Here is a 13286-nt window from a genome sequence, read left to right as displayed (position 1 = left end):
CCGGTGAAGGTGAACGTCGACAAGACACTTGTTGCGTCGATTGCCCTCCACGTCCTCGTGCTTGGATGGGGACTGGTCACCTTTAGCAGCCGGGCTTTCGTCCCGGCGGAAGAGTCGCTGCCGATCGACATCATCTCCTCCGACCAGCTCGCCAAGATGATGGCGGGGCAGAAGACCGGCGAGAAGGACAAGCCGAAGCCCAAGGTCGAGAAGATTGCGGAAGCCAAGCCCGAGGAAGACGCCGTCGGCAAGGTCACCGAGAAGAAAGAGCTGATCAAGACCAACTCGCAGCCCGACCCGCCGCCGAAGCCGGTGGAGAAGCCGGTCGAGAAGAAGCCGGAGCCGCCGAAGCCCGTGGCGGAGGCGAAGCCGAAGGAAGAGCCCAAGCCGCCGGAAAAGAAGCCTGATCCGGCCAAGGAAGATCCGATCGCCGAGCTCCAGAAGAAGCTGGAGACCAAGAAGCCGCCGCCCAAGCCGGTGGAGCAGAAGGTCGCGGCCGTGCAGCCGCAGCAGCAGCCCAAGCCCAAGGAGCGCAGCTTCGATCCCGCGCAGATCCAGCGCGACCTCGACAAGCGCGCTGCGACCCGGCACGAGCTCACCGGCTCGGCGCTGAATGCGTCCGCCGCGCTGGGATCGGCGACCGGGACGGCCGCCAACAACGTCGCGACCTGGCGAGGTGCATTCCAGGGCGCGGTCAAGCGCTGCTTCACGCCGACCTATAACGGGCAGGACGCCGACCAGTACGAAGCCGACATCGACATTCCCATGAAGATCGACGGATCGCTCGCGTCCGAGCCCGTCGTCGTCGCGGTGCGGGGGCCGTCGCGCTCGATCGCCCAGGCGGTGGCCGAGAGCGCCAAGCGCGCCATCGTGCAGTGCCAGGTCTATTCGTTCATGCCGAAGCAGCAATACGAGAGCTGGAAGCTCATCCCGATGACTTTCGGCCTGAAAGACATGTTGTGACATCCGAACAAAAGAATTTTGCGATGAATGACGTTCGATCGATGAACCGCCGCCGCTTCATGACCCTGACCGGGTCGACGCTCGCGATGCTCGGAGGCGGGCAAGCCTTTGCTCAAGCCCCGCAGGGGCGGCTTCGCATCGATCCCACCGAGTTTCGGCCGATCCCGATCGCGATCACCAGCTTCGTGCCGGGCTCGCCCGCCGACGGCGACGTCGGCAACGGCGTCACGCAGGTCATCACCAACAATCTGAAACGCTCGGGCCTGTTTGCCCCGGTCGACCAGGCCGCCTTCATCGAGCGCATCAGCAACATCGACGTCGCGCCGCAATTCGAGAACTGGAAGACCCTCAACGCCCAGGCCCTCGTCACCGGCCGCATGACGCGGCAGCCGGACGGCCGCCTCAAGGCCGAATTCCGCCTGTGGGACGTGGTCACCGGCCAGCAGCTCGCAGGACAGCAATATTTCACCTCGCCGGAATATTGGCGCCGCATCGCCCACATCATCTCCGATCAGATCTATGAGAAGTTGACCGGCGAGAAGGGCTATTTTGACAGCCGCGTGGTGTTCGTCGACGAGACCGGGCCGAAGGAGCGCCGCGTCAAGCGGCTCGCGATGATGGACCAGGACGGCGCCAATGTGCGCTATCTGACCCGCGGCGCCGACCTCGTGCTGACGCCGCGCTTCTCGCCGAACTCGCAAGAGATCACCTACATGGAGTTCGGGCAGGGCGATCCGAAGGTCTATCTCTTCAATATCGAGACCGGCCAGCGCGAGATCGTCGGCAATTTCCCCGGCATGACCTTCGCACCGCGCTTCTCGCCGGACGGCCAGCGCGTCATCATGAGCCTGCAGCAGGGCGGCAATTCCAACCTGTTCGTGATGGATCTGCGCTCGCGCTCGACCACGCGCCTCACCGACACGCCGGCGATCGACACGTCTCCGTCCTACTCGCCGGACGGCACCCGCATCTGCTTCGAATCCGATCGCGGCGGCAGGTCGCAGATCTATGTGATGGCCGCGGGCGGCGGAGCTGCGCAGCGCATCTCCTTCTCCAAGGACGATACCAACGCCACCTATTCGACGCCGGTGTGGTCGCCGCGCGGCGACTACATCGCCTTCACCAGGCAGGGCGGCGGACAGTTCTCGATCGGCGTCATGAAGCCGGACGGCTCCGGCGAGCGGCTGCTCACATCGGGCTATCACAATGAAGGTCCGACCTTCTCGCCGAACGGCCGCGTGCTGATGTTCTTCCGCGATCCCGGCGGCAGCGGCGGACCGTCGCTGTTCTCCGTCGACATCTCCGGCCGCAACGAGCTGAAGGTGCCGACGCCGGGCTTCGCCTCCGACCCGGCGTGGTCGCCGCTATTGTCTTCCACGGCAGGTCAATAGAGCGTTTTCGAGCGAAGTGGGTACCGGTTCGCGTAAAGAAAACGCGTCAAACAAGAATCGAGAACCGCGTTTCGAGTCCATCGGAACGTGGTTCTCGTAGCGCGCGTTTGGACGCGCGATCTTTTCGAAAAAACGCGCCGATTTTTTCGGGTTCGATGAGGAAAGCAAGCTTTCCTTCACCTTGTGCCCGGCAACGCTTGCCTAGTTGCTTGATATTTCAGCGGAAACAGGTTCGCTATTGCCGAAAAACAACTCGACTTTAACGATGTTCCCTCAGAAAGACTTCATCTCGGCTGGGTAAAAGTACGCGCCAAACAGGACGCGTAACAGGCAATGCAGCTGGCTGACCAGAAGCAGAGCGATCGAGACGAGCTGGAGCCAATACTCTACGCCGCTCTCATCAACTCTATGGTTCAGAATTTCTGGGCGATCTTTCTGGGCTCGGCCTCCGCGGCCGTAGCCGCGGTCATGACTGCGCTGAAGACCGGCGATGTCTGGCTGTGGCCGCTCGCATTTCTGCTGATCGCCATTGGCACCGCGCGAGCGTTCCAGATGCGCGGATACGAAAACCGTACGCACCCACTGTCATTCGAAGAAGCCAAATATCTGGAGCCGCGCTACTGGATCGGCGCCCTCAGCTATGCGGCGGTGCTCGGCATCTGGGCCTTCGTCGTCATCTACAACAACGAGGATCCGGTCGCCGACATGCTCTGTGTCGCCATCGGCATCGGTTACACCGCGGGCGGCGCCGCCCGCAATTACGGCCAGCCCCGGGTGATCCAGTGGCACGTCGCGCTCGCTTGCGGTCCGATGTCGCTCGCGCTGCTGCTGCACGGCGGCTTCTACCATATCGGGCTTGCCATCCTGCTCGTGTTCTTCTTCATCGGCCTGAAGAACATCAACCTCAGCCTGCATGCCATCTTCGTCAAGGCGCTGACCTCGAGCTTCCGCGAATCCGCGCTGGCGAGCCAGTTCGACACCGCGCTCAACAACATGCCGCACGGCCTGTGCATGTTCCGCGCCGACGGACGCCTTGCGGTGATGAACCATCGCTTCGGCGAGCTGATGAGCTTGCCCGAGGATTTGGTCAAGCGCGGTGCCACCGCGGTCGACATCGTCGCGGCCTGCGTCGCCGCAGGCTCCATCTCGGCGGAGAGCGGCAACCAGATTCTGACCGAGATCGCGCATGCGCGGATCTGCGAAATCGTCACCGCCGATCCGGATTCTTCGCGGGGCCGTACGCTGGCCTGGACGTTCCAGCCGATGACCGGCGGCGGCACCGTGCTGCTGTTGGAAGACATCACCGAACGCACCAACGCCGAAGCCCGGATCAGCCATCTCGCCCGCTATGACGAACTCACCGCGCTGCCCAACCGGGTCTCTTTCCGCGACGAGATCGGCCGGCTCCTGGCAAACGCGCTCCACGCCGAACGGCTTTCCGCCCTGCTGTTCGTCGACCTCGACCAGTTCAAGCAGGTCAACGACACGCTCGGCCATCCCTGCGGCGACCAGCTGTTGTGCGCGGTCGCCAATCGCCTGCGCGAGATGCTGCGGCCGGAGGACTTCGTCGCCCGTTTCGGCGGTGATGAATTCGTCGTGTTTCAGCAGAACATCAATGCGCCGGAGGATGCCGCGAGCCTCGCCCGCCGCATCGTCGAACGCTTGAGCGAGCGCTACCGCATCGACAATCATCTGGTTGAGATCGGCGCCAGTGTCGGCATCGCGCTGACCTCGCGAGACGGTGACGTCAGCGCCGATACGCTGCTCAAGAACGCCGACATGGCGCTGTACCGCGCCAAGGCCGACGGCCGCGGCACCTTCTGCTTCTTCCGCGACGAGATGGCGGCGACCGTCGAGGCCCGCCGCATCCTCGAGCTCGACCTGCGCAAGGCGCTCGCCAACGAGGAGTTCGAGCTGTTCTACCAGCCGCTGGTCAATCTCAAGTCCGGCAAGATCACCACTTGCGAGGCGCTGCTGCGCTGGAATCATCCGGTGCGCGGCACGGTCTCGCCGGTCGACATCATCCCGGTCGCCGAGGACATGGGCTTGATCGTCGATCTCGGCCGCTGGATCCTGCGCCGCGCCTGCATGGAATGCATGAAGTGGCCGGAGGGCGTCAGCGTCGCCGTCAACTTCTCGCCGCAGCAATTCCACCAGCGCGACGTGCTCAGCGAGATCCGCTACGCACTCGAAGTGTCCGGCCTGCCGGCGCATCGCCTCGAGATCGAGATCACCGAATCCTCGCTGCTGCGCAACACCCAGCTGACCCACGACATCCTCTCGCAGCTCCATGCGCTCGGCGTGCGCATCTCGCTGGACGATTTCGGCACCGGCTATTCGAGCCTCAGCTATCTGCACAATTTCCCGATGCAGAAGGTGAAGATCGACCGCTCCTTCCTGGAAGGCATCGACACCGACCGGCCGCTGACGCTGCTCCGCGGCGTCGCCCGCCTGTCCGCCGATCTCGGCATGGCCGTCGTGGTCGAGGGTATCGAGACCAACGAGCAGCTCGAGCTGATCAGCGCCGACGGCACCGTCTCGGAGGCGCAGGGCTATTTGTTCAGCCGTCCGGTGCCCGCCGTGCGGATGCGCCAGCTGCTCAACGCCTCGCATGGACGGCGCGGTGAGAGCCTGCTCCAGGTCGTCGGCTCGCGTTCCTTCGCTTAAGCCCGCTATCGGTAATTCCCTGTCGTTTCAGTCTGTTGCTGAGCACCGTAGTCCTACGGGGGGTTAACCCTAACCGTTCGATTGCTTTGCGTCGCTATTAAGAAGCTGTTAATAATTGATCTCGCGCGTGGAGGTTGTTCTGCGCGATTGCGTTGAGCGGTGGTGGGTAAGGAGTTGGAATGCAGTCCTCAGCCAGAGCGATCATTTCGGCTGTTGGACGGGGTGCGGAACTCCTGACCGACGTCGATTATCATCTTGCGGAAACGGCCGCGGAGAAGGAGGAGATCTACAACCTCCGTTACCGCGCCTACTTGCGCGAAGGTGCCGTCAAGGAATCGGCGGAAGCACGGGTCACCGATCGCTACGACGAACTGCCGAACGCGTGGACCTTCGGCGTCTATCTCCGTGGCCAGCTTTGCAGCTCGGTGCGCATCAGCGTGCTCACCTCGGAATGGCGCGAGTCCACGTCGTCCGATGTCTTCCCGGAAATCCTGCTGCCGCGGCTTGATCGCGGCGAGGTCATGATCGATCCGACCCGCTTCGTCGCAGATCCCGATCAGGTCAAGCGCGTTCCGGAATTGCCGTACCTCACGACGCGGCTGGCCTACATGGCCTGCGAGCATTTCAATGCCGATCTCGGCCTTGCGATCGTGCGTCCCGAGCATCAGGCCTTCTATCGCCGAGTGTTCTTGCATGAGACCATCGCCGAGCCCCGGCTCGTGCCCGGTCTCACCAAGGCGTTCGGCCTGATGGCGGCTGATTTTCCGACCTTCCGCAAGAAGGTGTTCGAGCGCTATCCGATCATGCGCTCCACCGCCTTCGAGCGGCGGATGCTGTTCGGGCGCGGCGGCCAGCGCCAGGTCCCGCAGCGGCCGGTGCTGGTGGCGGACGCCGCCCACGCCTGAGGTCTGGCGGGCCTGCCTCTCCCCGGGGCGCGCCGCGCTTTCCGTCCTCTGGGCCCAAAATTCAAGCAAAGCCAGCGATTTTGCCGGTTAACGCGGCTTGCCTTCACCCTCGCGCCACATTTACAACCCATTAACCATGACGGGTGCTTTTCGCTGGTTGGGGGCATTTGACCGGCTGAGGCAAGGTTCCGTCAAGGTTGACGGAACGTTCGCTTAACCAACCCCCTGTAGACCGGACAGCAGTGGACTAACGTGAGCGTGGAGGCTCCGGAATGAAACATCCTATGCGTATCCTCCAGGGATTGAAGCTGGCCGCGGTGCTTGCCGTCGCGCTGTCGATGGGCGCCTGCGCCAACAAGAACTCTGCTGCGGATGCGATGGCCAACGCCGCGACGCCGGGCAGTCAGCAGGACTTCGTCGTCAACGTGGGCGACCGCGTGTTCTTCGAAAGCGACCAGACCGATCTGACCCCGCAGGCGATCGTGACCCTGGAGAAGCAGGCGCAGTGGCTCCAGAGCTATCCGCGCTACTCCTTCACCATCGAAGGTCATGCCGACGAGCGCGGCACCCGCGAATACAACATCGCGCTCGGCGCCCGCCGTGCCCAGTCGGTGCGTTCGTTCCTCGCCTCGCGCGGCATCGATCCGAACCGCATGCGCACGATCTCCTACGGCAAGGAGCGGCCGGTGGCCGTCTGTAACGACATCTCCTGCTGGTCGCAGAACCGTCGCGCCGTTACCGTGCTGAACGCGAGCTCCTGACGTCCAGTCAGGCGCCGTTCATCTTCAGAAACCGATGATGCCGGCGCCCTCTCGGGCGCCGGTTTCGTTTCAGCATTCTGTGACAGAAACCCCTTTGTAGCAGTCACATTTTTGGCGTACTCCGCTTCAATGTGTGGCGCGTCGAAGGTTCCGTCGCAGGCCATTTCGCTTTCGTCGTCAGGGCAAGATGTCATCCAGATTGAAGGTCTTTACCGGCACCGTGGCGACCGCCGCGCTGCTCTCCTTGTGCTCGCCCGTTTTCGCGCAGTCGGATGATGATCCGGAGATCCGGATCGAGCGGCTGGAGAACCAGCTGCGCCAGCTCACCGGCCAGAACGAAGAGCTGCAATACCGCAACCGTCAGCTCGAGGAGCGCCTGCGAGCGCTCGAAGGCGGCGCGCCGGTGGCGCCCGGGCAGGCGCCGCTCCAGCCCAACGTCGCGGCCATGCCGCCCGCGCAGGTCGCGCCGGCCTATCGTCAGCAGCAGCCCGCCCAGCAGCCGGGCTACGAGCAGCCCCAGATTGCTGCGCCCGCGCCGATCATTCAGGAGGCGCCGCCGCCCGGCGCACCGGGGACGCGCCGCCGCGGCGACGCCTTCGACCCGGGCCAGAATCCGAGCGCGCCCGGCGCGCCGCGGGCACTTGGCGGCGGGCAGCAGCCGATCCCGGCAGGAGCCCCGGTCGGCGCGCCCGGCGGGCGCAATGCCGGTGAGCCGCTCGATCTCGGCAACACCGCTGGCCGCTATCCGCAAGCGGCCGCGCCGCAGGCGGCACAGCCGGGCTATCCGCCGGCCCAGTCCGGTTACCCAGCGCCGGCAGGCGGCACGGCCCTTGCGACACTGCCGCCCTCGGCAACGCCGCGCGACGAGTTCGACCTCGGCATCGGCTACATGCAGCGCAAGGACTATGCGCTCGCCGAGCAGACCATGAAGAATTTCGCGCAGAAATACCCGAGTGACCCGCTGCTCGGCGACGCGCAATACTGGCTCGGCGAAAGCTATTTCCAGCGCCAGCAATATCGCGACTCCGCGGAAGCCTTCCTTGCCGTCACCACCAAATACGACAAATCGGCCAAGGCGCCGGACGCGCTGCTTCGGCTCGGCCAGTCGCTGGCCGCACTGAAGGAGAAGGAAGCCGCCTGCGCCGCCTTCGGCGAGGTCGGCCGCAAATATCCGCGCGCCTCCGCCGGCGTCAAAGCGGCGGTCGACCGTGAACAGAAGCGGGTGAAGTGCTGATCCGCTGACAAAGCGGATGGCGTTGCGCTAAACAGTCGATCCATCCGCGGACGATTGCAGCGTCATGTCAGACGACGACAATTCACCGATCTCGGCGCGCGAAGCGAAGCAGCTCTTCGCCGAGCTCAGAGGCGCACCCGGACTGGTGCTCGCCGTCTCCGGCGGGCCTGACTCGGTCGCGCTGATGTGGCTCGCGGCGCGCTGGCGGCGCAGCCTTGGGCGTGGCCCGCTTCTCACCGTCGTCACCGTCGATCATGGCCTGCGGGTGGAAGCGGCGCGCGAGGCGCGCGAGGTCAAACGGCTCGCGACCGAGCTCGGTCTGCCGCACCGGACCCTGCGCTGGCGCGGCGCCAAGCCGAAGACCGGACTGCCCGCGGCCGCGCGCGAAGCCCGCTACCACCTGCTTGCGCAGGCCGCACGCAAGGCCGGCGCGAGCCATGTGCTGACCGCCCACACCCGCGACGACCAGGCCGAGACGCTGTTGATGCGGATGCTCCGCGGCAGCGGGCTGGCCGGGCTGTCGGCGATGGCGCGCCTCACGGAGCGCGACGGCATTGTGCTGGCGCGTCCGCTGCTCGACGTTCCGAAATCTCAGCTGATCGCGACCTTGAAGCGGGCGAAGATCGGCTTTGCCGACGATCCCACCAACCGTGACACTGCCTTCACCCGGCCGCGGCTGCGTGCGCTGCTGCCGCAGCTCGCGGCCGAGGGTGGTGACAGCAGGAGCCTTGCGCGGCTCGCGGCGCGTCTCTCACGCGCCAATGCGGCGGTCGAGGTGTTGGTCGATGGTGCCGAGCGTTTCCTTCAGCTTCGCCCGCGCGGCGATGCGCCGCAGGCGGGCCTTCGCAGCTTCGAGGCCCAAATTGTCTTCGACGCCGAAGCCTTTGCCCTCCTGCCGGAGGAGGTCCGGCTGCGGCTGCTGCTGCGGGCCGTCAATGCGCTCGGCCATGAGGGGCCGGCGGAACTCGGCAAGGTCGAGACCCTCCTGGCCGCGCTCGATCAGGCCGTCGCCACCGGTATGGCCGCGGGCCCCCGCACAGCCGCAAATGGCCGTGCGATCCTGAAGCAGACCCTTGCGGGAGCCTTGATCAGCCTTGCTGGCGGGCGTATCCACGTCGCGCCCGCGCCGGCCCGGCGGTCCAAAGGGATTTGAAGGGCGGATGAGGGCGGATCATGACACCGGCCGTTTCCAGGCGGCGCCGTCAGGACACCTTAACCAGGCAGGAAAAACCCCGGTCAGGTCGCCATTATTTCAGCGGGAATCGCTCTAAGATGGGATAAATAGTCCCATCTCGTTCCCTTGGCAGCGACCAGGGCCGCACCTAGATTGTATGCGTCTAACCAAGAGGATTCCTTGGGGATTTCCTCGCATAGCTCAAGTCACTGCCCAAGGATCAGGGTCGCGATCCGCGCGACCACGAAGGAAGATCGATGAACGCCAATCTGCGCAATTTCGCCCTCTGGGTCATCATTGTCTTGCTGCTGTTGGCGTTGTTCACGCTCTTCCAGAATCCGGGGCAGCGCGCCTCCTCGCAGGACATCGCCTTCTCCCAGCTCCTGAGCGAAGTTGACCGCGGCAATGTGCGCGACGTCGTGATCCAGGGGCCTGATATCCATGGCACCTTCACCAACGGCTCCAGCTTCCAGACCTATGCGCCGAACGATCCGACGCTGGTCAAGCGCCTCTATGACAGCAAGGTCCAGATCACCGCGAAGCCGCCCGGCGACAACGTGCCGTGGTTCGTCTCGCTCTTGGTCTCCTGGCTGCCCTTCATCGCGCTGATCGGCGTCTGGATATTCCTGTCGCGGCAGATGCAGGGCGGCGCCGGCAAGGCGATGGGCTTTGGCAAGTCGCGCGCGAAGATGCTGACCGAAGCGCATGGCCGCGTCACCTTCGAGGACGTCGCCGGCGTGGACGAAGCCAAGCAGGACCTCCAGGAGATCGTCGAATTCCTCCGCGACCCCGGCAAATTCCAGCGCCTCGGCGGTCGCATTCCGCGCGGCGTGCTGCTGGTCGGCCCTCCCGGCACCGGTAAGACCCTGATCGCGCGTGCGGTTGCGGGTGAAGCCAACGTGCCGTTCTTCACCATTTCGGGTTCGGACTTCGTCGAAATGTTCGTCGGCGTCGGCGCGAGCCGCGTCCGTGACATGTTCGAGCAGGCCAAGAAGAACGCCCCCTGCATCATCTTCATCGACGAAATCGATGCCGTCGGTCGTCACCGTGGCGCCGGCCTTGGCGGCGGCAATGACGAGCGCGAGCAGACGCTGAACCAGCTGCTGGTCGAGATGGATGGCTTCGAGGCGAACGAGGGCGTCATCCTGATCGCCGCGACCAACCGCCCTGACGTGCTCGATCCCGCGCTGCTGCGTCCCGGCCGCTTCGACCGCCAGGTCGTGGTGCCGAATCCCGATGTCGTCGGCCGCGAGCAGATCCTCAAGGTCCATGTCCGCAAGGTGCCGCTGGCCCCCGATATCAACCTCAAGACCATCGCGCGCGGCACCCCGGGCTTTTCCGGCGCCGACCTGATGAACCTCGTCAACGAAGCCGCCCTGACCGCCGCCCGCCGCAACAAGCGGATGGTGACGCAGGCCGAGTTCGAAGAGGCCAAGGACAAGGTGATGATGGGCGCCGAGCGCAAGTCGCTCGTCATGACCGAGGAAGAGAAGCTGCTGACGGCCTATCACGAGGGCGGTCACGCCATCGTCGGCCTCAACGTCGTCGCGACCGATCCGATCCACAAGGCGACCATCATTCCGCGCGGCCGTGCGCTCGGCATGGTGATGCAGCTGCCGGAGCGCGACAAGCTGTCGATGTCGCTGGAGCAGATGACCTCGCGCCTCGCCATCATGATGGGCGGCCGCGTCGCCGAAGAGCTGATCTTCGGCCGCGAGAAGGTGACTTCGGGTGCGTCCTCCGACATCGAGCAGGCCACGCGCCTTGCTCGCATGATGGTGACGCGCTGGGGCCTGTCCGAGGCGCTCGGCACCGTGTCTTATGGCGAAAACCAGGACGAGGTGTTCCTGGGCATGTCGGTGTCGCGCACCCAGAACGCTTCGGAAGCCACGGTCCAGAAGATCGACACCGAGATCCGGCGTTTCGTCGAGGAGGGCTACAACGAAGCGACCCGCATTCTCACCGAGAAGCGTGCCGACCTCGAAGCCCTCGCCAAGGGCCTGCTCGAGTTCGAGACGCTGTCCGGTGACGAGATCGTCGACCTGCTCAAGGGCAAGAAGCCGAACCGCGAGTCCGTGCTCGAGCCGACCACGCCGCGCGCCTCCGCCGTGCCCCCGGCCGGCAAGTCGCGCCCGCGGCCCGATCCGGATCCCGGTCTGGAGCCGCAGCCGCAGGCCTAAGTCCTGCGCGGGCCATGGCCGGCTATTCCGGCAAACCGTTAGTGCAAAAGCTCGGCATCAAGCCGGGCTTTTGTATTTTCGTGGACGGTCTTTCGACGCCCTATCGCGATCTCGTTGGTGAATTGCCTGACGACGTCAGGATCGCAAAGACGGCCAAGGCGCCGCTCGACATGGTGCATGTCTTCGCGACCGAAGCCAAAGGCTTCGCCGCCAGGCTGCGCAGCTACCGCAAGGTGATCGCGCCCGACGGAACGATCTGGGCGTCATGGCCGAAGAAGGCGTCGGGTGTCGCGACTGACGTGACGGAAACGCTGGTGCGCAAGACCGCGCTCGCAAACGGCCTCGTCGACATCAAGGTCTGCGCCGTCGACGACATCTGGTCCGGCCTCAAGCTCGTGATCCCCGTGAAGGATCGCGCCAAGCTCGCGAAATAGCGCGGACTCCGGTGAGGGATGCGAGCCATAGCCGCACATTCCGTCATTGCAAGCGCAGCGAAGCAATCCAGAGTCTTTCCGCAGTGACAGTCTGGATTGCTTCGCTGCGCTCGCAATGACTTGTCGGCAGTTTCGCAGGTAGACAAAGGCGCTCTTGCGCTTTGCCCACCCTGGATCGACGTCGCTTATAATGATTGGAGTCCGCAGCGATGTCATGGCATGCTGTCCTCAAATAAAGGTGCGGCGCGACCGCACCGGCAAAAGGGGAGGGGAGGCCGATGCGTCTTGCGACGGCATTGGGCGCGCTTGGCGCCGTTTCAATCCTGTTCCAGCCTGTTGCTTCCCCTGCCGCCGAGATGCGCGGCGTCACCGCGACCGAAATCAGGATCGGCCAGACCATGCCCTATAGCGGGCCAGTGTCCGCCTTCGGCGCGCTTGGCAAGGGTGAAGTCGGCTATTTCAGGATGCTGAACGAGAAGGGCGGCATCAACGGCCGCAAGGTCAACCTGATCTCGCTCGACGACAGCTATGCGCCGCCGAAATCGGTCGAGCAGACCCGCAGGCTGGTCGAGAGCGACGAGGTCGCGCTGATCTTCTCCTCGATCGGCACCGCCCACAACACCGCGATCGCAAAATATCTTCAATCCAAGAACGTGCCGCAGCTTTTCATCGGCTCCGGCGCCTCGAAATTCGCAGACATCGCGCAATATCCGCAGGCGACGATGGGCGTGCAGGCGCCGTTCCGCTACGAGGCGCGGCTCTATGCGCGTTATGCGCTGGCGAAGAATCCGAACGCGACGTTCGCCGTGATCTCGCAGAACGACGATTACGGCCGCGACTATCTCGCCGGCCTCAAGGACGTGCTCGGCGAGAAATACGAGTCCGTCGTCACCAATGCGACCTACGAGATCCAGGACCCGACCATCGATTCCCAGATCGTGAAGTTGAAGGCCTCAGGCGCCGACGTGTTCGTGATCGCGGCGACGCCGAAATTCGCGGCGCAAGCCATCCGCAAATCCTTCGAGATCAACTGGCGTCCGATGACGTTCTTGTCCAACGTGGCGGTATGGGTCTCGACCGTGATGGAGCCTGCGGGCCTGGAGGCCGGCACCGGGATCATCTCCACCGCCTATGTGAAGGACCCCGACGATCCCGCCTGGAAGGACGACCCCGGCGTCAAGGGCTGGCGCGCGTTCATGACGAAATACGTGCCGGAGGCCGACCAGCACGACACCAATTACGTCAACGCCTACAACAGTGCGATGGCGCTGGAGGCGGTGCTGAAAGCCTGCGGCGACGATCTGTCGACCGAGAACATTTTGAAGCAGGCCTACGCGATCCGCGATCTCGAATTGCCGATGCTGCTGCCCGGCATCAAGGTCAATACCAGCCCGACCGATCACGTCCCGGTCGACCAGATGCAGTTGATGCGCTTCAACGGCAGGAGCTGGGAGCGCTTCGGCGAGTTGCAGACGGGGAACTGACGCGTCCCGGACCGCATCGACCGGTTTGCTTGTTAGCTGAACATTTACCATCAGGGCAGCGGGCCCATCCCGGAAGGTCGATTAATTCGCCAT

10 protein-coding genes are annotated in these 13286 nt (G+C 64.5%); all 10 read left to right on the top strand.

Translation table 11 applies throughout. From position 1 onward, the window contains the following. The first annotated feature begins 3 nt into the window (after positions 1 to 3). The 10 genes from AC1RR3_RS02870 to AC1RR3_RS02825 all read left to right on the top strand — a co-directional run bounded on the left by AC1RR3_RS02870 (position 4) and on the right by AC1RR3_RS02825 (position 13193). A complete protein-coding gene (locus tag AC1RR3_RS02870) occupies positions 4 to 963 on the top strand; it encodes a protein TolA (protein WP_492819125.1) in 960 nt (319 codons plus the stop codon). Positions 964 to 1004: 41 nt separating this feature from the next. Next, on the top strand, positions 1005 to 2354 hold the full coding sequence (tolB, locus tag AC1RR3_RS02865) for a Tol-Pal system beta propeller repeat protein TolB (protein WP_492819784.1): 1350 nt from the start codon (positions 1005 to 1007) through the stop codon (positions 2352 to 2354). Positions 2355 to 2687: 333 nt separating this feature from the next. Continuing rightward, positions 2688 to 5021 (top strand): putative bifunctional diguanylate cyclase/phosphodiesterase, encoded by a 2334-nt coding sequence (locus AC1RR3_RS02860; RefSeq protein WP_492819123.1) that lies wholly within the window; start codon positions 2688 to 2690, stop codon positions 5019 to 5021. Between the two features lie 179 nt (positions 5022 to 5200). After that, positions 5201 to 5926, top strand: coding sequence for an N-acyl amino acid synthase FeeM domain-containing protein (locus AC1RR3_RS02855; RefSeq protein WP_492819121.1), 726 nt, complete (start codon positions 5201 to 5203; stop codon positions 5924 to 5926). 272 nt (positions 5927 to 6198) lie between these two features. Continuing rightward, the gene (pal, locus tag AC1RR3_RS02850) at positions 6199 to 6687 is read left to right on the top strand and encodes a peptidoglycan-associated lipoprotein Pal (protein WP_008136891.1); all 489 of its coding nucleotides are present in this window, start codon (positions 6199 to 6201) and stop codon (positions 6685 to 6687) included. A 187-nt stretch (positions 6688 to 6874) separates the two neighbouring features. Then, positions 6875 to 7921: a tol-pal system protein YbgF gene (gene ybgF / locus AC1RR3_RS02845; protein WP_492819118.1), complete on the top strand. Its 1047-nt coding sequence runs from the start codon at positions 6875 to 6877 to the stop codon at positions 7919 to 7921. A 64-nt stretch (positions 7922 to 7985) separates the two neighbouring features. Next, positions 7986 to 9074: a tRNA lysidine(34) synthetase TilS gene (gene tilS / locus AC1RR3_RS02840; protein ID WP_492819116.1), complete on the top strand. Its 1089-nt coding sequence runs from the start codon at positions 7986 to 7988 to the stop codon at positions 9072 to 9074. Between the two features lie 278 nt (positions 9075 to 9352). Next, positions 9353 to 11275 carry an ATP-dependent zinc metalloprotease FtsH gene (ftsH, locus tag AC1RR3_RS02835; RefSeq protein WP_008136887.1) on the top strand — a complete coding sequence of 641 codons (1923 nt, stop codon included), beginning with the start codon at positions 9353 to 9355 and terminating at the stop codon, positions 11273 to 11275. Positions 11276 to 11289: 14 nt separating this feature from the next. Further along, positions 11290 to 11709, top strand: coding sequence for a DUF3052 domain-containing protein (locus tag AC1RR3_RS02830; RefSeq protein ID WP_492819114.1), 420 nt, complete (start codon positions 11290 to 11292; stop codon positions 11707 to 11709). Between the two features lie 278 nt (positions 11710 to 11987). Further along, a complete protein-coding gene (locus tag AC1RR3_RS02825; RefSeq protein WP_492819112.1) occupies positions 11988 to 13193 on the top strand; it encodes an ABC transporter substrate-binding protein in 1206 nt (401 codons plus the stop codon). Positions 13194 to 13286: the final 93 nt, after the last annotated feature.

It is taken from the genome of Bradyrhizobium sp. GW821-FHT13H05, assembly GCF_058804065.1.
The sequence above is the reverse complement of the archived record's forward strand: the minus strand, read 5'-3'. Positions and strand labels throughout refer to the sequence as shown.

Coding starts and splice junctions, on each gene's coding strand:
- tolB (WP_492819784.1), top strand. CDS start 1,005: ATGAACCGCCGCCGCTTCATGACCCTGACCGGGTCGACGCTCGCGATG.
- AC1RR3_RS02860 (WP_492819123.1), top strand. CDS start 2,688: ATGCAGCTGGCTGACCAGAAGCAGAGCGATCGAGACGAGCTGGAGCCA.
- AC1RR3_RS02855 (WP_492819121.1), top strand. CDS start 5,201: ATGCAGTCCTCAGCCAGAGCGATCATTTCGGCTGTTGGACGGGGTGCG.
- pal (WP_008136891.1), top strand. CDS start 6,199: ATGAAACATCCTATGCGTATCCTCCAGGGATTGAAGCTGGCCGCGGTG.
- ybgF (WP_492819118.1), top strand. CDS start 6,875: ATGTCATCCAGATTGAAGGTCTTTACCGGCACCGTGGCGACCGCCGCG.
- tilS (WP_492819116.1), top strand. CDS start 7,986: ATGTCAGACGACGACAATTCACCGATCTCGGCGCGCGAAGCGAAGCAG.
- ftsH (WP_008136887.1), top strand. CDS start 9,353: ATGAACGCCAATCTGCGCAATTTCGCCCTCTGGGTCATCATTGTCTTG.
- AC1RR3_RS02830 (WP_492819114.1), top strand. CDS start 11,290: ATGGCCGGCTATTCCGGCAAACCGTTAGTGCAAAAGCTCGGCATCAAG.
- AC1RR3_RS02825 (WP_492819112.1), top strand. CDS start 11,988: ATGCGTCTTGCGACGGCATTGGGCGCGCTTGGCGCCGTTTCAATCCTG.